Raw genomic sequence first — 22,513 nt, forward strand, 5'->3', positions numbered from 1 at the left:
GCACCATGGCCGCCGCATGAACGATTGGAAAGGTGCCGGAGGGGAAGTGGGCGCGCGGCAGAAGGCGGGTTACAGACAGGATTGATCACTCTGTCTATAACCCAGCGCCTGAATCCATGAAGCGCGCGAACGCGCTCAGGCCTTCTTCACGAACTCCGTGCGCAGCACGAGGCCCTTCACCTTCTCGACCTTGCAGTCGATCTCCTCCGGATCGTCGGTGAGGCGGATGCCCTTCACCAGCGTGCCCCGCTTCAAGGTGACGGACGTGCCCTTCACCTTGAGGTCCTTGATGAGAGTGACGTTGTCGCCATCCTTGAGGATGGCGCCGTTCGCGTCCTTCACGTCCACTCAGACCTCCTTGGCCATCTCGCGCAGCCGGAATTTCTGGATCTTGCCGGTCGACGTCTTCGGGATCTCCTCGAAGACGATGTGGCGCGGGCACTTATAGGCGGCCAGATGGGTCCGGCAATGGGCGATCAGCTCGTCGGCCGTCGCGCTCGCACCCTCGCGCAGCTCCACGAAGGCCACCGGGGTCTCGCCCCACTTCTCGTCGGGCTTGGCCACCACCGCCGCCGCGCTCACCGCCGGGTGCTTGTAGAGGGCGTCCTCCACCTCGATGGAGGAGATGTTCTCGCCGCCCGAGATGATGATGTCCTTGGAGCGGTCCTTCAGCTGGATATAGCCGTCGGGATGCTTCACCCCGAGGTCGCCGGAATGGAACCAGCCGCCGGCGAACGCGGCGTCGGTGGCCGTGGGATTCTTGAGGTAGCCCTTCATCACCACATTGCCGCGGAACATCACCTCGCCCAGCGTCTCGCCATCGGCGGGCACCGGCACCATGGTGTCCGGGTCCAGCACGTCGAGGGCTTCGAGCGCGCCGTAGCGCACGCCCTGGCGCGCCTTCTTTATGGCGCGGTCCTGGGCGGGCAGGGCGTCCCATTCGGCATGCCACTCGTTAACCACGGAGGGGCCGTAGACCTCGGTGAGGCCGTAGACGTGCACCACGTTGAAGCCCGCCTCCTGCATGGCGGCGAGCACCGCCTCCGGCGGCGGCGCGGCGGCGGTGATGAACTCCACCTTGTGGGGCAGGGCCCGCTTGTCGGCCTCCGGCGTATTGAGCAGCGTGGACATGACGATGGGGGCGCCGCACATGTGCGTCACCTTGTGGTCGGCGATGGCATCGAAGATGGGCTTGGCGCGCACCTGCCGCAGGCACACATGGGTGCCGGCCGCCAGCGTGATGGACCAGGGGAAGCACCAGCCGTTGCAGTGGAACATGGGGAGCGTCCACAGATAGACCGGATGCTTGCCCAGGCTGCAGGTGACCACATTGCCCACCGCGAGCAGGTGCGCCCCGCGATGGTGATAGACCACGCCCTTGGGGTCGCCGGTGGTGCCGGAGGTATAGTTGAGCGCGATGGCGTCCCATTCGTCGTCCGGGGTCTTCCAGGCGAAGTCGGCATCGCCGGTGGCCAGGAAGTCCTCGTATTCGATGGTGCCGATGCGCTCGCCCTTGCCGGTGAATTCCGGGTCGTCATAGTCGATGACCACGGGCTTCTTGGTCGCCATGGCCAGCGCCGCTTTCATCACGGGGGAGAATTCCCGGTCGGTGATGAGCACCTTGGCCTCGCCATGGTCGATGGTGAAGGCCAGGATGGCGGCGTCGAGACGGGTGTTGAGGGAGTTGAGGATCGCGCCCGTCATGGGCACGCCGTAGTGGGCCTCCAGCATGGCCGGCGCGTTGGGGAGCATCACGGCGACAGTGTCGCCCTTGCCGACGCCGAGCTTGGCGAGGGCCGAGGCGAGCCGCCGGCTGCGGGCGTAGAAATCGCGATAATTGCGGCGCAACGCGCCATGGATGATGGCGGTGTGGTCCGGGAACACGCCGGCGGCCCGCTCCAGGAAGCCGAGCGGTGTCAGCGGCTGGAAATTCGCGGGATTGCGGTCGAGATGCAGGTCATAGATGCTGCCGGCCATCGGTCCCCCCTGGTCCATACCTTGTCGTCGCGCCGGGATTCCGGTCGTATTCGGGCCGCGAACGTAGCCGAGGCCGATGATCGGGCGCAATCTCGCGTGTGCGCGACCAAAGTCTCACCGGAGCCGGCCGGGAGGTTGCGGGGATGGTTCTGCGGTAAATTTAGTGGACCATGACAGGGATGCGGTCCAAGTCTTTTCCCGACCAATGTCTTACGCAATTGTGCGAACTTGCGTCGTGGATAGGCGACCGGCAGTAACCTCGCCCAACAGACGGTCGAATGGGAGGCGTCCATGTCCGAGGTCGGAACGAGCGGGTACGCTGAAGCCTACGCCAGCTGGCGCGCGGATCCCTCCGCCTTCTGGGGCGCGGCGGCCAAATCCCTGGAATGGTCGAAGGCGCCGGAAAAGGTGTTCGACGCGGAGGCCGGCGTCTATGGCCGCTGGTTCCCCGATGCCGTCGGCAACATCTGCCATAACGCCCTCGACCGCCACGTGGCGGCCGGCCGCGGCGACCAGGCGGCCCTGATCTATGACAGCCCGGTCACCGGCGCCAAGCGCACCCTGACCTATGGCGAGATGCTGAAAGAGGTGAGCACGCTCGCCGCGGTGCTTCAGGACCTCGGTGTCGGCAAGGGCGACCGGGTGCTCGTCTACATGCCCATGGTGCCGGAAGCGATCTGCGCCATGCTCGCCTGCGCCCGCATCGGCGCCATCCATTCGGTGGTGTTCGGCGGGTTCGCGGCGAAGGAGCTTGCCACCCGCATCGAGGACGCCGAGCCGAAGGTGATCCTCGCCGCCTCGTGCGGCATCGAGCCCAACCGCGTGGTGGCCTACAAGCCGCTCCTCGACCTTGCCATCTCCATGTCGGCGGTGAAGCCGGAGCGCTGCCTCGTGCTCCAGCGCCCCGAGGGGCCCGGCGCCCTGACCGAGGGCCGGGACCTGGACTGGGCGACCATTTGCGCGGCCACCGCCGATGCCGGCAGGAGCGCGCCGTGCGTCGACATGGCGGCCACCGATCCGCTCTATATCCTCTACACGTCCGGGACGACCGGCAAGCCCAAGGGCGTCGTGCGCGACGCAGGCGGCTACATGGTCGCGCTCGACTGGAGCATGAAGAACCTCTACGGCATCGCGCCCGGCGAGGTGTTCTGGACCGCTTCCGACATCGGCTGGGTGGTGGGGCACTCCTACATCGTCTACGGCCCGCTGATTCTGGGCGCGACCACCCTCGTCTATGAAGGCAAGCCGGTGGGCACTCCCGACCCGGGCGCCTTCTGGCGGGTGATCGAGGAGCACAAGGTGGTGGCGCTGTTCACCGCGCCCACCGCTCTGCGCGCCATCAAGAAGGAGGATCCGGACTGCCTGCTCAAGCAGGGCCGCGACCTGTCCCGCTTCCGCACCCTGTTCCTGGCCGGCGAGCGCGCCGATCCCGATACGGTGATCTGGGCGCAGCAGCAGCTCAAGGTGCCGGTGGTGGACCACTGGTGGCAGACGGAGACCGGCTGGGCCATCGCCGCCAATCCGGTGGGCCTCGGCCTGCTGCCCACCAAGCTCGGTTCGCCCACGGTGCCCATGCCGGGCTATGACGTCGAGATCGTGGACGAGGCCGCCAAGCCGGTTCCGGCGGGCACCATGGGCTCCATCGTGGTGAAACTGCCGCTGCCTCCCGGCTGCCTGCCCACCCTGTGGCAGCAGGACGACCGCTTCGCCGAGAGCTACCTCGCCGACTATCCCGGCTACTACAAGACCTCCGACGCCGGCTTCCTGGACGATGACGGCTACGTCTTCGTCATGGGCCGCACCGACGACATCATCAATGTCGCCGGCCACCGCCTGTCCACCGGCGGCATGGAGGAGGTGCTGGCCTCCCATCCGGACGTGGCCGAATGCGCGGTGATCGGCGTCAAGGACGAGCTGAAGGGCGAGGTGCCCTGCGGCTTCGTGGTGCTGAAGGCCGGCGAGCGCCGCGCCCCCGACGTGATCGAGAAGGAGCTGGTGGGCCTGGTGCGCGACCGCATCGGGCCGGTGGCGGCCTTCAAGCTGGCGGTGACGGTGAACCGTCTGCCCAAGACGCGCTCGGGCAAGATCCTGCGCGGCACCATGAAGAAGATCGCCGACCACGACGAATGGTCGGTGCCGGCGACCATCGACGATGCGGGCGTGCTCGAGGAGATCGAGGGCGTGCTGAAGGCCCGCGGCATCGCCTGATCCGGCATGACGGAGGCCGCCGGGGCCGATGCCCCGGCGGTGCTCAGCGGGAGAGGCTTCCGCCCCGGAACGGCTCGAAGCACGAATAGCCGATGAAGCACTGGGGATTGTCCTTCGTCGGCACCCATTCCGGCCGGGTGTCCTGGTCGTAGAGGCAGAAGCTCCGGTCGCGCACATAGCGGTCGTAGAGCGTGCGGGAGGTGGCCAGCACGGCCGACCCCCGCTTATTGATGAGGGCGGCCGCCTCGGCGCATGTCATCGTGATGCTCGGCGTCTGGGCGCTGGCGCCGCCGGTGCCGGCCAGGAGGCCCGTCAGGAGCGCGCCGCCAACAAGCGCGCCGCCAACGAGGCCGGGGCCGGCGACCAGCGCGACCGCGCCGAGGACGAGCTTCAATCTCTTCATCTTCGACCTTTCCGTCGGAGCGCCTGCCGGGCGCTGTCCCTCAGCTGGGATGAGCCCGGCCGATCCTCAAGAGCCCGAATCCGGCGCCGAACACAAAAGAGCGCGCGCCGCGGGGGATCGCTGCCTCAGCGCGCCTGATTGTTGTCGCGGCTCGGCACGTAGCAGGTGTAGCCGACGAAGCACTGCGGATTGTCCCGCGTCTTCACCCATTCCGGCTTGAGCTGTTCGGCGGCCGAGCAGAATCGGATCTCCCGGACATAGCGGTCATAGATGTTGGGGCCGGTGCCGAGCACGACGGCGCCGCGGGCGTTGACCAGCGCGGCGGCATCCCGGCACGACATGGCGAGGGTGTCCGGCCGGGCCTGGGCGAGGACCGGGCCGGACATGAGAGCGGCGAGGGCCAGAGCCCCGGCCGGCAGGGGGAATCGCATAGGTTGCATCGCAAGCCTCCTCTTGGGGCCGCTTCCTGAGTGTGGCGCAGACTCGCAGAATGCATCTGAACGGCGCCTGAAGGCCCTGTGTTTACTCTCTTTTTACCGCTCGGGCAGGCGACGGGCGCCCCTGTTGGCCGAAACCCGGCGGAAGTCACCTAAGTAGCGGTACCAGATTAGCATTCCGACGGTTGGTTGCACGGATTCGGATCGACTGTGGCAAGAATGTAACGGCATTGGCGCCGGACCTCTGCTAGATAGGTGCCACTGGACGAAGCGACTCGTGTCCCAAGCGAATTTCGCCCAAAAACTTAAGTACCCAAGCAAGGGGGTTTGGTCATGAAGCGGTTCCTTCTCGCCACTGTCGCGCTGGCGGCGCTCTCGGCTCCGGCCGCGGCTGCTGACCTGGCGACGAAGTATCCCGTCAAGGCGGTCGCCGTGCCGGTGTTCTCCTGGACCGGTTTCTACATCGGCGGCAACTTCGGCTACGGCGGTGACTCGGTCGATTTCACCGAGGCCGAGTACTACTACGGGTATCTGTCGCCCTACTCCTACAGCCACTCTGTGAACTCTTCCGGCTTCTTCGTCGGTGGCCAGATCGGCTATAATTACCAGTTTGCCAACAACGTGGTGGTGGGTCTTGAGACCGACCTCCAGTGGAGCGGCATTGAGGGTAAGAGCGACTTCACCGAGAGCTACTACGGTGTGCCTTACTACTCCCAGAACCGTAGCGCCTCGGTCGACTACTTCGGCACCATCCGCGCTCGCCTCGGCTATGCCTTCGACCGGTTCCTGCCCTACATCACCGGTGGTGTGGCCTACGGCAAGACCGCTATCAGCCACAGCGGCGGCTACACCGACGGCTACTACCTGTACAACGGCTCGGACTCCTCCACCAACTGGGGCTGGACTGTGGGCGCTGGCGTCGAGTATGCCATCACCAACAACTGGACGTTCAAGACCGAGTACCTGTATGTCGATCTCGGCAGCACGGATTACACCTTCGGCCAGACCTACTATGATGGTTACACTGCCTACAGCTATGTGGGCTCTGTGGACACCAAGTTCCACACCCTCAAGGCTGGTGTGAACTACAAGTTCTGATCGAAGCACAGCTTCGTCGGGAAAGCCCGCTGCCTCGGCAGCGGGCTTTTTTATTGCTTGGCCGCTGGGCCACGTCTTGGCCGGCCCACCGATCTCGCCCGGTCATGATCGGTGGGCCGGCTTCCGCATGAAGCGCCGGACGTGCGCGCGTCGCCCCCTCTTGAGTTTCGGCGCGGATTCTCCGATCAGGTGGATTGACCCCCGATCGCATCCGGCTCCAGAAGGCCTGAGACCTTCGGCCCGAGTCATGAGGCGCGCGTCATGAGTGAGGACATTGCCTTCAACCGCGCCTTCGACGCGCCGGCCGGACGGGTGGATGAGGTATCCCCTCTGGTGCGGCGGATCGTGGCCCCCAATCCCTCGCCCTTCACCTTCACCGGCACTTGCAGCTACATCATCGGCCGTGGCCAGGTGGCGATCGTCGATCCCGGCCCGGACGATCCCGCCCATGTCGCGGCCCTGCTCCATGCCGTGCGCAACGAGACGGTGACGCACGTCTTCATCACCCATACCCATCGCGATCATTCCCCGGCCACCGGCGCCGTCACGGCCGCAACCGGCGCCGTGACGCTGGGCGAGGGCCCCCACCGGCCCGCGCGTCCACTTGCCATCGGCGAGGTCAATCCTCTGGATGCCAGCGCCGACACCGATTTCGCGCCCGACATCCGGCTCGCCGAGGGTGACACGATCACGGGCCCCGGCTGGACCATGACGGCGCTCGCGACCCCCGGCCATTGCGCGAACCATCTCGCCTTCGCCCTGAGGGAGGATGAGCTCCTCTTCTCCGGCGACCATGTGATGGCGTGGGCCACCTCCATCGTCGCGCCGCCGGACGGGGCCATGGGCGATTACATCCGCTCGCTTGAAAAGCTCGCGCATCGGGAGGAGCGGACCTATCTGCCCGGCCATGGCGGCCCGGTGACGGACGCGCCCGGCTTCGTGCGGGATTACCTTGCCCATCGCATGGCCCGCGAAGCCGCGATCCTGCGCGCCCTCGACCGCGAGGTGGAGACGATTCCCGATCTGGTCCGCGGCATCTATATCGGCCTCGACCCCCGCCTCGTGGGTGCGGCCTCCCTCACCGTGCTGGCCCATCTGGAGCATCTGGTGTCGAGCGGCCGTGTCTTCACCGATGGGCCCATGCCGGCCATTACCGGTCGCTTCCGCCGTGCTGCCTGAAATGGCCCGCACGCGGATGGGTGGTCGCCATGTTGGAGCCGGCGCCTGATGTGCGGCCGATTCGTTCAGCATCTGCCTCCGGCGCGGTACGGCGAGATCTTCGACGTGGATCCCGCTCTGGCCGCGCTGCCGAACGCTCCGCCCCGCTACAATGCGGCGCCGACACAGGATCTCATGGTGGTCCGCCGTCATCCGCAGACCGGCGCGCGGCACCTGTCGCTGCTTCGGTGGGGGCTGGTGCCGTCCTTCGCCAAGGATGCGTCGGGCGGCGCGCGCCTCATCAACGCGCGCTCTGAAACGGCGCCCGACAAACCGTCATTCCGCTCCGCCTGGCGCGCGCGGCGGCGCTGCATCGTGCTGGCGGATGGCTTCTATGAATGGGCGGGCGCCGGGCCCCGCCGACAGCCCTTCTTCATTCGCCGCGCCGACGAGAGGCCCATGGCGCTGGCGGGATTGTGGGACGGCTGGAAGGATCCAGCTACCGGCCAGTGGCTGCGCACCTTCGCCATCCTGACGATTGCGGCCGATCCGAAGCTGCGTCCCCTGCACGAGCGGATGCCGGTGATTCTGCCCGATGGCGACATCGCCGCCTTCCTGGAGCGGGAGGACCCGCGTGACCTGATGCGCTCCTTTCCGGGGGAGGGGCTTGACCTGTGGCCGGTCTCGGCCCGCGTCAACGCGGTCCGCAACGACGATCCGGACCTGCCGGCTCCAGTGCCGGCCGAAGAGGCCGCCGCCGCCATGGCCCTGCTTGCGACGGCGCCCGAGCCGGCCTGAACGGCGCAGCCGTCAGCGGTGGCGGCGCTCGGTGGCGAGGTCGGCCATCAGCGCCTCGATGCGCTCGGCATTGGTTCCGAGGTCGTGGGTCCCGTAGCGGGAGGCGGAGCGCACATCCACGCGCGCGCCCTTCGAGGTCGGGCGGATGCGGATGGAGACATTGGAGCGAAAGCCCATGATGGGCGAAACCGCCACCGCCTCGATCTGGCCATCGCGCCGGGTGCCGCGGGGCGGCACGGCGTCGAGGATGGTCCAGTGCCGCTTCTGCACCAGGGCCAGTACCGTGTTGAAGGCTTCTTCCGGGGTGGCGGTGAGGTCCACCGGCTTGATGCCGGGATAGGCCATGCGCTGGGACGCGGCAGCCTCGATGCCGCCATAGGTCAGCGGATTGGCCTCCCGCGGGGAGGCGAGGGCCAGCGAACGGAAGCGGGGCGGATCGGCCGCATCGGTGGAGATGTCGGCGAGGGCCGGCAGCATCATGCCGCGCGCCAGCACCGCGGCGGGGCCCGCCAGCACCAGCACCGCGATGCCTACCGCCGCCATGGCCCGGCCGATGCCGAGCCATCCGGTCTCCCAGGTGATGAAGAAGGCCACGGTGCCGAGCACGCCGGCGATGGCGGCAAGGCCGAGCCCGGTGGCAAGCGTCACCAGCGCGGGCTGGAAATCGAGGAGGCCGGTGCGGTAGAGCAGCGCCGCCAGCGCCACCACCGGCAGCGAGAACAAGGCGAGCCGGAAGCTCCACCGCGCCAGCGGGGAGAAACGCTCTTCCGTATAGAGCCTGCGTCTGATCATTCCACCTGTCCGCGCACGGGCGTTGGGTTGTCTGGAGGGCGATCCGCTCAGATTGCCTCAATCCGAGCGGAGAATCGCGGTCTTACTTGAGAGAGAGCGCGTTTTCCCGCGCCGGGGAAGAGGGCGCCCGAGCCAGAAGGTTCGGAAGGTCGTCGATGCTGTCCACCACGAGATCGGCCTCGGGCAGCAGGTCGTCGATGGGGGCGGGGCCGGTGCGCACCGCGATGAAGCGGGCACCGGCGCTGCGGGCGGCGGCGAGGTCGTGGACGCTGTCGCCGATGACGGCGATGGCGCGGGGCGCAAGGTCGAACCGCTCGGCAAAGGCAGTGACCATGCCCGGACCGGGCTTCGAGCCGAAGCCGGAATCATAGCCGTGCACCGCCGCCAGCAGCGGCAGGATGCCCAGCGCCTGCGCCTGCTGCCTGGCGCTGTCCTCCGCATCGTTGGTGACGATGCCGAGGACGAAGCCGGCTTCACGCAGGTGTGCGAGGGTCGCCTGCGGCCGGCCGATGGGCGTCAGGCAGGCGAGTCCCTCGCGGGCGAACAAGTGGTCGATCTCGGCCAGGAAGCCGGCTGTCGCCGGCCGCCCGAGGGCCTGCGCCCATAGCGGCCCGTAATGCGCGGACGAGCCGGCGACGAGGGGCGAGGTGTGGAGGAATCGCTCCTCCGCCGGCAGATAGTGGCTTACCTCCTGAAGGCGCGACAGGGCGCCGGCATCGTCCCCTGCCAGGGCGCGCATGGCCGCCCCGCAGGCGGGTCCCCAGGTGCGGTCGAAGTGGACGAGGGTGCCGTCCTTGTCGAAAAGCAGAGCGGAAAGGTCGTGCATGGGCTGGTCCGGACACGGCGGAGAAGGGCGCGCCGGGTACTCTTTCGCATGGTTTGAAGGCGGTTTCACCCGTGACGCTGCTGCGGGCCTGACGTGGCCCCGCTCTCCTGGTCGGATAGCGCGTTCTCCAGGTCACAAGAGTGACGGGAGCTTGTCACACCAAAACAACATCTTGTGGCCGAACGGCAATGCCCCGGATTCAAAATGTTGCGGCAGGGCCACAGTCTGGCCGGCGGCATCGACCGGTCGCTTCGGCTTCTATTATCATGGGTGATGCTCTTGCGACGATCTGCGCCGCCCGGCGTCCGCCTTCCCGCCTCGCCGCCCGCCGCCGCGCGGGAACCGGCCCGCTCCGCATGGATGAGGTTTGCCCAATCGGGCATGTCCTGCCTCCTCCTTGCGGCGGGCGGGCCCGCCTTCGCGGCCGGGACAGCGCCGCTGCCGCCGAAGAAGCCGCAGGCGCAGGCGGTTGCCGTGCCCGCGCCGTCCGCCGTGCGACGTCCACCCCTGCGGGCGGCGCCGCTGCCGCCACCCCGCCCGGCCGAACTCGATGCCGAGGACGAGGATATGCCGGAGCCGGCCGCGGCGCCCCGGCTCGCCGCCCGCACGGTCGGGCCCGAGGAGGGTGCGGAGGCGGGGGAGGGCGCCGCACCGGATTTCGCACCATCGTCGCCCACCCGCCCGGATGCCCAGGCCCCGGCCGGAGCGGGCGGTCCCGGCGAAACTCCCCCGGCCGGAGCGGCGCGGGAGATGCCGGCGGCATGTGCGGCTCTGGTGGAAGAGGGCACCATCGTTGCCACACTGGAGGCGCCCATCGCGTCCAAGGGTGGCTGCGGCCTCGACCTGCCGGTACGGTTGTCCGGCGTGCGCCTGGTGGATGGCCGGCTTGTCAGCCTGAAGCCGGCTTCAGTGACCGGGTGCGAGGTGGCGGCCGCAACGGCCGAATGGCTGCGTGAGGATCTGGCGCCGGCGGTGGCGGCGCTGGGCTCGGAGGTCACCGCCGTGACGGTCGCGGCATCTTATGACTGCCGCCCACGCAACCGCGTCTCGGGCGCGCGCATGAGCGAGCACGGCCTCGGCAACGCCCTGGATGTGGGCGGCTTCGAGCTTGCCGATGCCCGGGTCCTGAAGGTGGAGAAGGGCGGCTTTCCCCAGCGGCTGCGTGCCGCCATGAAGGAGAGTGCCTGCCGGCGCTTCACCACCGTGCTCGGCCCCGGCTCGGACGGCTATCACGAGGACCATATCCATGTGGACCTCGCCAGGCGCCGGCTCGACATCCGCCTGTGCCGCTGGAACCTTGATGCGGGGACGGTGGTGGCCCGGAAGGACAAGCCGAAGGCCAAGGAGGCGGCCCCGGATGCCGCTGCCGCCGGCAAGGGCCAAGGCGGTGCGGGGCAGGACGGTGCGGGGCAGGACGGTGCGGGGCAGGACGGTGCGGTACCCGCCGGCGCCGCCGCGAAACCCGCCACCGGCCAGCGCGCCGATTGAGAATCGCTGACCCGGCGGGCTCGCATCCGGCGTGCGTGTGGATGGCTTGGCGGCCGGATTCGGTCGAGGGCCGGAAATGGAAAAGGGCGCGGATGAACCGCGCCCCCTGTCGTCGGATCAGGCCCCTGGACCCGGGATCAGAGCACCACCACTTCGGCGCCTGTCGGCACGCGGTTGTAGAGGTCGATCACGTCCTCGTTCAGCATGCGGATGCAGCCGGAAGAAATGGCCTGCCCGATATATTCGGGCTGGTTGGTGCCGTGGATGCGGAACAGCGTGTCGCGGTTGCCCTGATAGAGGTACAGCGCGCGCGCGCCCATGGGGTTGTGGGGGCCGGGGGCGACATAGCTCGGCAGGCCGGCGATGCGCTGGTGGATCTCGGGGGTGGGGGTCCAGCTCGGCCACTCGGCCTTGCGGCCCACCTTGGCCTGGCCACGGAAGGCGAGGCTTTCCTCGCCCACGGTCACGCCGTAGCGGATCGCCTTGCCGGGCGCTTCCACGTAGTAAAGGAACTTGTTGGGCGTATCGACAACTATGGTGCCGGGCTTCTTGTTCGTCGGATACTCGACGATATGCCGGGCGAATTCACCACTGGGCTTCACGTTGGGATACGGCTTGTTCGCGAGAAGCTGCTTGTCCCGCGCCGTCATCGCCGCTTCAGGTGCCGGTGCATAGGTTCCCGACATGCAGCCGCTGAGCATCAAACCCGCCAGCAGTGCTCCGACCAGCCGCCACTTCATGTTCGCCCTCGTTCTACTCTGCCTTGCTGCGCAAGGAGGAATCGATCCCGCTCCGATTGAATTAACCCAATGTCCGCCACGCTTGAAGAGTTCTGCCGGCCGGCGTGCGTGCTTATGCGAAAGCGTTGCAGAAATGCCGCACAGCCTGCCCTTTCGTCATGGCCCTTTGGAGTTTCTCAAGCATTTGGGCGCCTACTCTTCGTATGACCTCGGAGAAGTCGCATCGGTTGCACAGTTTTGACGCAGTCGATGGCCATTTCTGGTGGGGTCACGCGAAGGTGCCGCAACGTCAAAAGGCGCACCGTACAGGAGTAGGACATGTCTACCGGACAGCCGTCGCAGGGGCTCAGCCCCCGGGTGGAATCGGATCTGAAGCGCATGGCGCAGAACCAGCAGTGGCGGGAGATCGGGATTTCGGCCGTCGCAGCGGCCGCCCACCAGGCGAGCGAGAAGCGTATCGCCGAGGTCAAGGGCGGTGGTGAGCCCAACCGGGTGGTCACCCTCAAGGACATCGACTTCCTGGCCGCCTGATGGCGGCCTGAACCGGCAGGCCCGGCGCGGGGGCCGGGCCGCGGCGGTATTTGACTGGCAAAGACGGTGGGCTAGAAACACCATCCGATCCGGGGATATGCCGCATGCTCGTTGCCTATGTGTTCAGCGATGGGGGACTGGAGGCCGTCCCCGTCGCCGAGGGACCGATCCCCGCCGAGGCGGTGTGGCTCGATCTCATCTCGCCCACAGAGGCCGATGACGAGCGGGCCGAAGCCTTTGCCGGTATCTCCGTGCCAACGCGCGAGGAGATGGGCGAAATCGAGCAGTCGAGCCGCCTCTATATGGAAGGCGACGCGCGTTACATGACGGCCTCGCTCCTGTGCGGGGCCGATACGCCGACACCGGTCATGCTTGCGGTCAGTTTCATCGTGACCCGCGGCCGTCTGATCACGGTGCGCTACGGCGAGCCCCGCGCCTTTCCCTCGGTTGCCGGGCGCCTGTCCAAGTCCTGCCCTTCGGGGGTCTCCGGCGAGACCATCCTCATCGACCTGCTCGAGGCGATCGTGGATCGCGCCGCCGACGTGCTGGAGCAGATCGGCGCCGACGTGGAGCGTATCTCCAAGCGTATCTTCGAGCGCGAACGGGGGCGGGACAACGCCAACCAGCGCTATCGCGCCATCCTGTCCCACATCGGCCGCAAGGAGGGCCTCGTCTCCTACGCCCGCGAGAGCCTCGCCTCGCTGCAGCGGCTGCTGTCGTTCCTCGGCACCGAGACGGACGGGGCGACCGTAGGCAAGGACGCGAAGGCCTCCGTCAAGTCCATGAGCCGGGATGTGTCGGGCCTTTCCGACTATGCCGCCTTCATGGGCGACAAGCTGCAATTCCTGCTGGACGCGACCATCGGCATGGTGAGCCTCGAGCAGAACAACATCATCAAGATCTTCGCCGTGCTCTCGGTGGTGCTCATGCCGCCGACGCTGATCGCGTCCATCTACGGCATGAACTTTCACAACATGCCGGAGCTGGACTGGAGCTACGGCTATCCGCTGGCGCTCTGCGCCATGGTGGTGTCGGGCATCCTGCCCTACGTCTTCTTCAAGTGGCGCCGCTGGCTGTGAGATACCGCCGCCGCCCGCGCGCTCTTTCTTGAATTTAGAGGGCGATTCACCGATCCGATTGGTTCAATCTGATCGGATCGCGCTCTAGACGTGCTGGCCGCCATTGATATGGATTTCCGCCCCGTTGAGGTAGGATGAGATCTCCGTGCACAGCACGTAGATGATCTTCGCCACCTCGTCCGGCGTGCCGAGCCGCTGCATGGGGATCTGTTCGACGATCTTGTCGGTGCCCGGCGAGAGGATGGCGGTGTCGATCTCCCCCGGCGCGATGGCGTTGACGCGGATGCCGCGCCGCCCGAAATCGGACGCCATCTCCCGCGTCAGCGACGCAAGGGCCGCCTTGGAGGTGGCATAGGCAGCCCCGGCGAAGGGATGCACCCGCGAGCCGGCGATGGAGGTGACGTTCACCACCGAGCCCTGCGCCTTCTCCAGTTCCGCCGAGAGCCCCCGCGCCAGCATGATGGGGGCGAAGAAGTTCACCTGGAATACGTCCACCCAGGTCTCAAGGTCGGTGTCGAGGGTGCCGAGTCGCGAGCCGCCTTCGCCCTTGGGGGAGATGGCGGCATTGTTGACAAGGGCGTCGAGCCGGCCCTCCGGCAGGCGGCGTTTCACCTCGGCGATGGCATCCCTGGTGCTGGCGGGGCTGGAGAGGTCCACCTGGATATGGTCATCCGGGCCGGCGCCCCACGGGCATTTCTCCGGAAACGCATGGCGCGAGCAGGAGATGACGCGCCAGCCGGCGGCGGAGAAGCGCTTCACCGTGGCGTGGCCGATGCCGCGCGAGGCTCCGGTGAGGAGCATGATCCGCGGCGGGGCTTCGGGTTCGGCGGTCATGGCTGAAGGGTCCCGGGCCGGCAGTCAGGGCTGATGCATCCTGCCACGCCATGCAGCACTCCGGCGCGGCGCGGTCAAGGCGGGACCATCTCGCGGCCGGGCCTCCGGCGGGGCGGCCTCAGGGGTAAAGCCGCGTCTTCGACCAAAGCGCGCCTTCGTCGTCGCGGCGGAACACCACCCGGTCGTGCAGCCGGAACGGGCGGTCGTGCCAGAACTCGACAGCCACCGGCAGCACGCGGAAGCCGGTCCAGTGGGGCGGGCGGGGCACGGTGCCGAGGGCGTATTTCGCGGTTGCCGCCGCCACCGCCGCCTCCAGCGCGAAGCGGCCCTCCAGCGGGCGCGACTGGCTCGAGGCCCAGGCGCCGATCTGCGACAGGCGGGGGCGGGTGGCGAAATAGGCGTCCGCCTCCTCGGTGCTCACCTCCTCCACCGGCCCGCGTACCCGCACCTGCCGGCGCAGCGATTTCCAGTGGAAAACCAGCGCCGCCTTGGGGGTGGCGGCGAGTTCGCGGCCCTTGGCGCTGTCGGTGTTGGTGAAGAAGACGAAGCCGCGGGCGTCGAGGCCCTTCAGCAGCACCATGCGGGCGTCGGGCAGGCCGTCGGGATCGACGGTGGCGAGGGTCATGGCGTTGGGGTCGTTCGGCTCGCTCTTCTCGGCCTCGGCGAGCCACTCGGCGAACAGCCGGAACGGCTCGGACGCTTCCGTAAAATCACCGGATGTTAAGGGGTTGTGGGCTTCCATGCTGGTGCTTGAAGTCATGTGGGAGCCCCTTGTGCCTCGCCTCTTGCGCGCCGTCCCCACGGGCGGCTGCCGTTCCTTATATAGAAGCGTGATCCGCCGGCGCGAAGGCCTCTGTCGCATGGCGGCCGCGGGGCTCGTCGTCGCGGCTCTCGGCGGCTGCTCCACCGTCAACGTGTCGCCGGACGATGCCATCGTCACCGGCTCCATCCGGGCGACGCCGGCCTCGCTCCCGGTACCGGACGGCCTCGCGCCCTCCGGAGTCGCCGCCAGCGACTGGGTGCAGGCGAAGATCGCCCTCGATCAGGCCCTCTCCGCGCGCCAGAAGGACGTTTCGATTCCCTGGGACAATCCCGAGACCGGCGCCCGCGGCACGGCGACGCCGGTGGGCCCGGCCCGCGCCGGCGGCTGCCGCGACTTCATGATCTCGCTGGTGGACGGCAAGGCCGCCGACCGCTGGATCCAGGGCGAGGTCTGCAAGGCCCGCTCGGGCACGGCCCTGTCGCAGGTCCGGGTGCTCGGCCGGGCCTGAGGGCGCCGGCCTTCCGCGACGAGACGAAAAGGCGCGCGCGCCCGCCGGCGTGGCCGTTGCATTTTTCGCGCCGCGAACCACATCCTACAGTGCGGCTGGCCGCCTGAGCGCCGGCCGGCGAGGTGATTGACCCATGCGTGATCCTTACGACGTCCTCGGCGTTTCCAAGACCGCCGACGAGGCCGAGATCAAGCGCGCCTATCGGAAGCTGGCGAAAAAGCTGCATCCTGACGCCAACGCGTCCGACCCCAAGGCCCAGGACCGCTTCGCGGAGCTGAATACCGCGCACGAAATCCTCGAGGACAAGGAGAAGCGCGCCCAGTACGACCGCGGCGAGATCGACGCCGAGGGCAAGCCGCGCGCGCCCGAATTCACCGGCTTCGGCGGCGGCGGCCCGCGGCGCGGCCCCGGCGGCTTTTCCGGCTTTGACGGCGACACCATTTTCGAGAGCTTCTCCTTCGGTCCCGAAGGCGCGCGCCGCACCTCCTCGCGGGGGGGCGGGGGCGGTTTCGAGGACCTCGGCGACATCTTCGGCTTCGGCCGCCAGCGCCGCGCGGCAGGCGGCGGCTTCGCGCCCCAGCCCGGCGCGGACATGGAGATCACCCTTCCCGTCTCCTTCGAGGAGGCGACGGAGGGGGCCTCGAAGCGCGTCGGCCTGCCCAACGGCAAGCAGATCGACATCAAGATCGCCGCCGGCACCCGCGAGGGGCACCGCATGCGCCTCAAGGGACAGGGCGAGCCGAGCCCCATGGGCGGCCCGCCGGGCGATGCCTATGTCACCGTCTCCTATGCGTCCCACCCGATCTTCGAGCGGGACGGCGACGACCTGCGCCAGAACGTGGATGTGACGCTCGCAGATGCGGTGCTGGGCGCCAAGGTCCGGGTGGCCACGCTCAAGGGCGCGGTGGAGCTCGCCATTCCCGCCTGGACTTCCGGTGGGCGCACCTTCCGCCTGCGCGGCAAGGGCCTGCCCACCGCGAGCGGCGGCCACGGCGACCTCCTGGTGCGGGCCAACCTCATCCTGCCCAGGGAGAAGGATGGCGAGCTGGAAGCGCTCATGAAGAAGCTGCGCGAGCAGGCGGACTGAGCCGCCTGCGCCGCACCCTCCGATCCCCTACCGTATTTGGGGGATGCGGCAGCGGAGCAATGGTGCGCATAATTCAAGGGTTGCAACCTGGGTTTCTCAGGAGGCGATCCACATGGCAAAGCCGACCTTCGACGAACAGCTCGCCGCGGAATATTCGGGGCTGTTCGCGTCTCTCGTCATCCGGCCCGAGCGCCGCGACGAGGTCCAGCGCATCGCCGACCGGATCCTGCGGCCCGCCAACCGCAGTCGATACGAGGCCGTGGAGGCCGAGACCTCCGTGCCCTGGTTCGTGGTGGCGATCATCCACAATCTCGAGGCCGACATGGCCTTCTCCGCCCATCTGCACAATGGCGACCCGTTGACGGCGCGCACCGTCAACGTGCCTGCCGGCCGCCCCAAAAAGGCCCCCACCAGCGGCGGGCGCTACGATTGGGTGGAGAGCGCCGTCGATGCCCTGGCCTATGACGGGCTCGACAGCTGGAAGCCATGGACGGTGCCCGGCATCGCCTATGCGCTGGAGCGCTACAACGGCTTCGGCTACCGCAACCGCTTCCCCTTCGTCAAAAGCCCCTATCTCTGGGGCTTCAGCAATGTCTACACCCGCGGCAAGTTCATCCGCGACCGCGTGTTCTCGCCAGATGCGGTGAGCCAGCAGTGCGGCGGCATGACCCTGCTGTCCGCCCTGATGGACGAGGATGAGGTCGCCCGGCGCCTCGGCTTCGCGCCGCCGCCGGAAAGCGACGATGTGGCCAAGCCCACGCCGTTCCTTCCCGCCGACGGCAGTGTTCTGGAGTTTCCGGACAATCCGCCGGCATTCCCGGGCAAGTACCTGATGGAGGAGGTCGGCGACAAGGTGTCCGTCACCCGCCTCCAGAAGCGGCTGGCCGAGATGGGCGCCTCGCCGGGGGCGCCGTCCGGAACCTTCGATACGCCTACCAAATATGCGGTCCAGCTGTTCCAGGCGCGCTCGGTGGACCTCGACGGCCTGCCGCTGGAGATCGACGGCATCGTCGGCCCCAAGACCTGGGGCGCGCTGTTCGGCCCCCTCTCCATCGCCAGCGAGTGGGTGAAGCCGCGCATCGCGATCAAGAAGGCGGAACGCACCCTTGCCTCCGCCGTGCTCGACGTGGCGAGCGACCAGATCGGGGTCAGGGAGATCCCGCCCAACAGCAATCGCGGCCCGCAGGTGGAGGCCTTCCTCGGAAGCGTCGGCCTCGGCCGCGGCAATCCCTGGTGCATGGCCTTCGTCTACTGGTGCTTCGCCGAAGCGGCCCGGGACCTGGGCGTCGCCAACCGGGTGCCGCGGAGCGGCCATGTGCGGACCGCGTGGAAGGAGACGTGCGCCCGCACCTCCGGCGTGCGCGTGGTGACGGGGCGCGAGGCGCGGGTCGATCCCTCGCTGGTGACGCCGGGCATGGTCTTCTTCCTCGGCCTGTCGGGCAGCACCGGCCATGCCGGCATTGTCGCGGACAATATCAATGGCAGCCTCGTCACCATCGAGGGCAACACCAACCAGGACGGGGTGCGGGACGGCGGCGGCGTGTTCCGCCGCGTCGGCCGCAAGGTCACCGACGGCGTGGTGCTGGGCTTTGCCGCCTTCGGCTAGTGGTTCGACCGCGACAGATGGAACTCATCTCTCGCGAGCAGGTCGAACCACAACTCCTAGATCCACTAGAGCGCGCGCCGATCGGATACCGCGTTCGTTCTCATCAAGTTTTGAGGGCGGTTCACCGACCGGATTGCTGCAATCTGGTCGAATCGTGCTCTAGAATGGACCGTCCCGGCAAAGCGGGCGCAGCGGGGGAAAGGTGAGGCTTGCGCCTCACCCCTTTGGGCGGCTTTTCAGGGGCGCTGGGGGCCTCTAAAGTCCGCGCCCGAAAAGGACAAGGAAGCGCGCCCATGTTTCTCGAGCTGCAGAACCTCTATTTCGAAGACCTGACCCTTGGCCGCACCGAGCGCATGTCCAAGACGGTGTCGTCTTCGGACATCGTCGGTTTTGCCGAGCTGACCGGTGATCGCAACCCCATCCACCTGTCGCAGCATTTCGCCGCGAAGACCCCCTTCGGCGGCCGCATCGCCCACGGCCTCTACACGGCGAGCCTGATTTCCGCCGTGCTCGGCACCCGCCTGCCCGGGCCGGGCGCCATCTACATCTCCCAGACCCTCAACTTCCGTGCCCCGGTGCGCATCGACGACACGGTGGACGTGGAGGTGAAGGTGGTGGAACTGATCCCCGAGCGGTTCCGTGCCCGGCTCTCGTGCGTTTGCACCGTCAAGGGCGAGGTGGTGCTCGACGGCGAGGCGCTGGTGAAGGTGCCGTCCTCCGGCGTGCAGAAGGTTGCCTCCGCCTGAAGCGTCGGCCACCCTCCCATCCTCCGGCATGAACGCCGCTCCGGGTGGAGCGGCCTTCGTTCCGGTTCAGGAGACCGAACCCGCTCCGGGCATGTCACCCGGGCGCGTGGGGCCAGGCGAGGAGGGCGGGATGTTCGAATCGGCCACGTTTGAGCACCGGCTGGACAAGGCCGCCTTCAAGGCGCTGGAGCCCAGCCTGCGCGAAGACCTCCTCAACGCCCAGTTCGCCCTCATCGAGGCGAAGCGGCGCAGCCTGATCGTGCTCATCCATGGTCCGGACGGCGCCGGCAAGGGTGCGGTGCTCAACCGGCTCTACAGCTGGCTGGACGTGCGCAAGCTGCAGACGCTCACCTTCGAGATGCCCTGCGCCGAGGAAGACCGCCCGCCCATGTGGAAATACTGGCGCGAGCTGCCGCCGTTCGGCCAGATCGGCATCATGCTCGGCTCCTGGTACCATGCGCCATTGTGCAAGCGGGCGCTCGGCACCATGGGCCGGGCGGATTTCATGGCCGCTCTCGACGAGATCGAGCGCTTCGAGAGCATGCTCCACGCCGAGGGCGTCAGCCTGCTCAAGATCTGGCTGTATCTCGACGGGGACGAGGCGCGACGCCGGCTCAAGGCCCTGACCAATGGCGACTACCAGCGCCCCGTGGTGCGCGAATGGGCGGAGGTCGAGGGCTCCGCCGCCCGCAAGCGTTTGCACCTGGCATCCGAGGACGCCGCCCGCGCCACCTCCACCGAGATCGCGCCTTGGCACGTGGTGCCGGCCGCCGACACGGAATATTGCGACGCCATGGCGGGAAGCCTTTTGCTGGAGAAGCTCCGCGCCATGGCGGCGGAGCCGGAGCCCGCGCCGCTGCCCTTGCCGCCCAATCCCACTCATGTTCCGGGGGCCTTGCCCCCCTTCTCCATCCTCTCCACCCTCGACCTGTCGCAAAGCCTGGCGGAGGAGGAGTACGACCGCGAGCTGTTGCAGGCCCAGAGCCGCATCACCCGCCTCACCAATGGGCCCGCCTTCGCCGGCTCGGGCCTGGTGGTGGCCTTCGAGGGCTCGGACGCGGCCGGGAAAAGCTCCACCATCATGCGCCTGAGGCGGGCGCTGGACCCCCGGCGGTTCCGGGTCCACCCCATCGCTGCGCCCACCGACGAGGAGCGGGCGCGGCCCTATCTGTGGCGGTTCTGGCGGCACATTCCCGCCCATGGGCGCACCGCGATCTTCGACCGGTCCTGGTACGGCCGGGTGCTGGTGGAGCGCGTCGAGGGCCTGTGCGGACCCGACGACTGGGGCCGGGCCTATGGCGAGATCAACGATTTCGAGGCGCAGCTCTCCGGCGCGGGCTATGTGGTGGTGAAGTTCTGGCTCGCCATCAGCCAGGAAGAGCAGGCGCGCCGTTTCGAGGAGCGCGAGACCATCGCCTACAAGCGCTTCAAGCTCACTCCCGAGGACTGGCGCAACCGCGAGAAATGGCCGCTCTACGAGGCGGCGGTCACCGAGATGGTCGATCGCACCTCCACCCGCGAGGCGCCGTGGACGCTGGTGGAGGCGGAGGACAAGCACTTCGCCCGCGTCAAGGTGCTGAAAACCATCGCCGACCGGCTGGAGGCGGCGCTGGGCTGAAGCGCGCCGGCCCGCTTCAGGCGGGTGTCCGCCAGACCTCGCCGGGGTGGAATGGCAGGAAGCGTTCCGCCGGGATGCCGGCGGTGCGCAGCGCCTGCGCCAGCGCCTGCTTGGGTGCGTCCTGCGCCTCGTCGGTGAGGCGGAAGGTGCCCCAGTGGATGCCGAGGCCCTGCGCCGCCCCGGTATCCTCGAGGATGCGCACTGCTTCTTCCGGATTGGTGTGCTGCGGTGCCATGAACCAGCGCGGTTCATAGGCGCCGATGGGAATGAGCGCCAGCCGCGGCGGCCCGAAGGCCCGGCGCACCGCGCGGAATATGTCGCCCGTGCCATAGCCGGTGTCGCCGGCGAAGTAGATCACGCCTTCCGGCGTCGTCAGCACGAACCCGCCCCACAGGGCGAACCGGCGATCCTTCAGGCCCCGTGCCGACCAGTGGTTGGCGGGATGGATGACGGCCGTCACATCGTTGCTCAGCGCGAAGCGATCCCCCCAGTCGCCGGTGGACACCGGCATCTGCGGCACCGCGCGGCGGATCGGCACGTCGTTGCCGAGCGGGGTGACGAGGCGCGGCCGGTGTGCGCGCCAGAGCCGGCGGAGCGTCGGCAGGTCGAGATGGTCGTAGTGGTTGTGGCTCAGCAGGACCACATGGATTTCGGGCAGCGCCGCAAACGGGATGCCCGGCGGATTGAACCGCGTGGGCCCGACGAAGGGCAGGGGACTCACGCGCTGCGACCACACCGGATCGGTGAGGATGTTGAGGCCCGCCACCTGGATGAGCACGCTCGCATGTCCCACCATGCTCACCCGCACGCCCGAGGTGACCTGTTTCGGCGGCATGTCGGTCGCGGTGGGCAAGGCCGGATGGGCCGGCCAAGCCCCGCGCGGCGTGCGCATCCTGCGCCAGCGCATGAGATCGCGGGCGGTCTTGTCGGTGGAGGGGTGATCCGGATTGAAGAAGCGCGTCCCGTCGAAATGGTCCGAGGGCGCGCCGGTGTGGTAGGGGCGGGGCATGGCCTGCTTATAGCAGCGCGTACCGGCAAGGTCGCGGCTTCGTCGCGCTCGGAACGACCCCGCGCTTCCCGCGGGCTCGGAGTAATGGCTGACGAGGCAGTCAGAGGCGAACCGGTCTCCGGCGTCAAATTCCCTGTGCTCCGGGAATTTGCAGGGGATCTTTGCTGCGCGGAGGCAGGCTGAACGGTTCCGCGTCTTAAAATACACGTATTATCATATGCTTATGCCTTCGAGTGCCCTAAAATGCAATGCAGGGAATTTTGCCCCTCTCGCAGGGATTTTTCACCCCGTTGCTGGGAACGGCCTCGCGGGGAGGGGATATCTCGCAAGGTTCTCTGGATTCCGTATCGCTGCCCCCGGTCATGGGAATGGGAGCCGGAATTGAGACGCAGCTCCACAAAAAACCTCGCCGCCTCCCGCTCTTCCCATTGCAGGGAATGCGGGCTCGCCGTTCACCCGCGATTGTCGGCTGAGTCCAAGCGTCTGCCATCGCGATCTTGCGTCCGGTGACGCAGGGCGATCAACGCTTCCATGATGGCCTGCTCGGCCGCTGCGAGCTTGATCGCCACCATGGGATCCTGACGGCCCGCCAGTGCCAGAAAGGCATTGAGCACCTCATCGGAGTGCTGAACGAGCACCGCGAAATGTTCTGCGCTGGGGCCGTAACGCCCCGAGAACCAGTTTTTCACGGTTCTTTCGTTCGCTCCAGTCCATGCCGCCACCGTCTTGATACCGGCATGGGTCGGGCCAAGCGCCCGAGGCAGAGCGGCGGACACTTCACTGGCAAAGGCTCGTTCGCCCGGCAGT

General features: G+C 67.9%; 23 protein-coding genes. 12 read left to right on the forward strand and 11 right to left on the reverse strand.

The window, feature by feature from the left end:
* Positions 1 to 135: 135 nt before the first annotated feature.
* On the reverse strand, positions 136 to 348 hold the full coding sequence (locus K9U40_RS02420; protein ID WP_012114481.1) for an alkylphosphonate utilization protein: 213 nt from the start codon (positions 346 to 348) through the stop codon (positions 136 to 138).
* Positions 349 to 1,977 (reverse strand): acyl-CoA synthetase, encoded by a 1,629-nt coding sequence (locus K9U40_RS02425; RefSeq protein ID WP_282888652.1) that lies wholly within the window; start codon positions 1,975 to 1,977, stop codon positions 349 to 351.
* 291 nt (positions 1,978 to 2,268) lie between these two features.
* Between K9U40_RS02425 and K9U40_RS02430 the strand changes: the two genes are divergently transcribed.
* On the forward strand, positions 2,269 to 4,185 hold the full coding sequence (locus K9U40_RS02430) for a propionyl-CoA synthetase (RefSeq protein WP_282888653.1): 1,917 nt from the start codon (positions 2,269 to 2,271) through the stop codon (positions 4,183 to 4,185).
* Positions 4,186 to 4,228: 43 nt separating this feature from the next.
* Here K9U40_RS02430 and K9U40_RS02435 read toward each other — a convergent pair whose 3' ends face one another.
* Positions 4,229 to 4,588: a hypothetical protein gene (locus K9U40_RS02435; protein WP_282888654.1), complete on the reverse strand. Its 360-nt coding sequence runs from the start codon at positions 4,586 to 4,588 to the stop codon at positions 4,229 to 4,231.
* Between the two features lie 125 nt (positions 4,589 to 4,713).
* Positions 4,714 to 5,028: a hypothetical protein gene (locus K9U40_RS02440; protein WP_282888655.1), complete on the reverse strand. Its 315-nt coding sequence runs from the start codon at positions 5,026 to 5,028 to the stop codon at positions 4,714 to 4,716.
* Between the two features lie 330 nt (positions 5,029 to 5,358).
* Between K9U40_RS02440 and K9U40_RS02445 the strand changes: the two genes are divergently transcribed.
* The 3 genes from K9U40_RS02445 (at position 5,359) to K9U40_RS02455 (ending at position 8,079) form a co-directional block, all read left to right on the forward strand.
* Positions 5,359 to 6,123, forward strand: coding sequence for an outer membrane protein (locus tag K9U40_RS02445; protein ID WP_282888656.1), 765 nt, complete (start codon positions 5,359 to 5,361; stop codon positions 6,121 to 6,123).
* Between the two features lie 261 nt (positions 6,124 to 6,384).
* Positions 6,385 to 7,302: an MBL fold metallo-hydrolase gene (locus K9U40_RS02450; RefSeq protein ID WP_282888657.1), complete on the forward strand. Its 918-nt coding sequence runs from the start codon at positions 6,385 to 6,387 to the stop codon at positions 7,300 to 7,302.
* A gap of 48 nt (positions 7,303 to 7,350) precedes the next feature.
* Entirely contained in the window at positions 7,351 to 8,079 is a 729-nt protein-coding gene (locus K9U40_RS02455; RefSeq protein ID WP_282888658.1) for an SOS response-associated peptidase, read from the forward strand.
* A 12-nt stretch (positions 8,080 to 8,091) separates the two neighbouring features.
* Here the strand turns inward: K9U40_RS02455 and K9U40_RS02460 are convergent, their stop codons facing one another.
* Both K9U40_RS02460 and K9U40_RS02465 read right to left on the reverse strand, forming a co-directional pair.
* Positions 8,092 to 8,871, reverse strand: coding sequence for a DUF1499 domain-containing protein (locus K9U40_RS02460; protein WP_282888659.1), 780 nt, complete (start codon positions 8,869 to 8,871; stop codon positions 8,092 to 8,094).
* Positions 8,872 to 8,953: 82 nt separating this feature from the next.
* Positions 8,954 to 9,697 (reverse strand): HAD family hydrolase, encoded by a 744-nt coding sequence (locus K9U40_RS02465; RefSeq protein ID WP_282888660.1) that lies wholly within the window; start codon positions 9,695 to 9,697, stop codon positions 8,954 to 8,956.
* A gap of 381 nt (positions 9,698 to 10,078) precedes the next feature.
* Between K9U40_RS02465 and K9U40_RS02470 the strand changes: the two genes are divergently transcribed.
* A complete protein-coding gene (locus tag K9U40_RS02470; protein WP_282888661.1) occupies positions 10,079 to 11,185 on the forward strand; it encodes an extensin-like domain-containing protein in 1,107 nt (368 codons plus the stop codon).
* A 137-nt stretch (positions 11,186 to 11,322) separates the two neighbouring features.
* Here K9U40_RS02470 and K9U40_RS02475 read toward each other — a convergent pair whose 3' ends face one another.
* Positions 11,323 to 11,925, reverse strand: a complete 603-nt coding sequence (locus K9U40_RS02475) for a L,D-transpeptidase (protein ID WP_282888662.1) — start codon at positions 11,923 to 11,925, stop codon at positions 11,323 to 11,325.
* 318 nt (positions 11,926 to 12,243) lie between these two features.
* On the opposite strand from K9U40_RS02475, the gene K9U40_RS02480 reads away from it, so the two are divergent.
* Together K9U40_RS02480 and K9U40_RS02485 are read left to right on the forward strand one after the other, a co-directional pair.
* On the forward strand, positions 12,244 to 12,456 hold the full coding sequence (locus K9U40_RS02480) for a hypothetical protein (RefSeq protein WP_282888663.1): 213 nt from the start codon (positions 12,244 to 12,246) through the stop codon (positions 12,454 to 12,456).
* Between the two features lie 104 nt (positions 12,457 to 12,560).
* Positions 12,561 to 13,535, forward strand: a complete 975-nt coding sequence (locus K9U40_RS02485; protein ID WP_282888664.1) for a magnesium transporter CorA family protein — start codon at positions 12,561 to 12,563, stop codon at positions 13,533 to 13,535.
* Between the two features lie 84 nt (positions 13,536 to 13,619).
* Here K9U40_RS02485 and K9U40_RS02490 read toward each other — a convergent pair whose 3' ends face one another.
* Both K9U40_RS02490 and pdxH read right to left on the reverse strand, forming a co-directional pair.
* Positions 13,620 to 14,369 carry an SDR family NAD(P)-dependent oxidoreductase gene (locus tag K9U40_RS02490; protein ID WP_282888665.1) on the reverse strand — a complete coding sequence of 250 codons (750 nt, stop codon included), beginning with the start codon at positions 14,367 to 14,369 and terminating at the stop codon, positions 13,620 to 13,622.
* Positions 14,370 to 14,487: 118 nt separating this feature from the next.
* Complete coding sequence (gene pdxH / locus K9U40_RS02495) at positions 14,488 to 15,129, reverse strand: pyridoxamine 5'-phosphate oxidase (RefSeq protein ID WP_282888666.1); 642 nt, start codon at positions 15,127 to 15,129, stop codon at positions 14,488 to 14,490.
* Between the two features lie 100 nt (positions 15,130 to 15,229).
* On the opposite strand from pdxH, the gene K9U40_RS02500 reads away from it, so the two are divergent.
* From K9U40_RS02500 to pap, 5 genes are all read left to right on the forward strand, one after another.
* Complete coding sequence (locus K9U40_RS02500; protein ID WP_282888667.1) at positions 15,230 to 15,640, forward strand: RT0821/Lpp0805 family surface protein; 411 nt, start codon at positions 15,230 to 15,232, stop codon at positions 15,638 to 15,640.
* A 133-nt stretch (positions 15,641 to 15,773) separates the two neighbouring features.
* Positions 15,774 to 16,727: a J domain-containing protein gene (locus K9U40_RS02505; RefSeq protein ID WP_282888668.1), complete on the forward strand. Its 954-nt coding sequence runs from the start codon at positions 15,774 to 15,776 to the stop codon at positions 16,725 to 16,727.
* Positions 16,728 to 16,839: 112 nt separating this feature from the next.
* A complete protein-coding gene (locus K9U40_RS02510; RefSeq protein WP_282888669.1) occupies positions 16,840 to 18,333 on the forward strand; it encodes a peptidoglycan-binding protein in 1,494 nt (497 codons plus the stop codon).
* 293 nt (positions 18,334 to 18,626) lie between these two features.
* The gene (locus K9U40_RS02515; RefSeq protein WP_282888670.1) at positions 18,627 to 19,079 is read left to right on the forward strand and encodes a MaoC family dehydratase; all 453 of its coding nucleotides are present in this window, start codon (positions 18,627 to 18,629) and stop codon (positions 19,077 to 19,079) included.
* 130 nt (positions 19,080 to 19,209) lie between these two features.
* Complete coding sequence (pap, locus tag K9U40_RS02520) at positions 19,210 to 20,697, forward strand: polyphosphate:AMP phosphotransferase (protein ID WP_282888671.1); 1,488 nt, start codon at positions 19,210 to 19,212, stop codon at positions 20,695 to 20,697.
* Between the two features lie 16 nt (positions 20,698 to 20,713).
* Here pap and K9U40_RS02525 read toward each other — a convergent pair whose 3' ends face one another.
* Both K9U40_RS02525 and K9U40_RS02530 read right to left on the reverse strand, forming a co-directional pair.
* Positions 20,714 to 21,706: an MBL fold metallo-hydrolase gene (locus K9U40_RS02525; RefSeq protein ID WP_282888672.1), complete on the reverse strand. Its 993-nt coding sequence runs from the start codon at positions 21,704 to 21,706 to the stop codon at positions 20,714 to 20,716.
* Between the two features lie 452 nt (positions 21,707 to 22,158).
* Entirely contained in the window at positions 22,159 to 22,395 is a 237-nt protein-coding gene (locus K9U40_RS02530) for a hypothetical protein (protein ID WP_282888673.1), read from the reverse strand.
* Positions 22,396 to 22,513: the final 118 nt, after the last annotated feature.

Origin of the sequence: Xanthobacter autotrophicus, from assembly GCF_030015065.1 — a bacterium.
In the GTDB taxonomy this organism is placed as follows: domain Bacteria; phylum Pseudomonadota; class Alphaproteobacteria; order Rhizobiales; family Xanthobacteraceae; genus Xanthobacter; species Xanthobacter autotrophicus_D.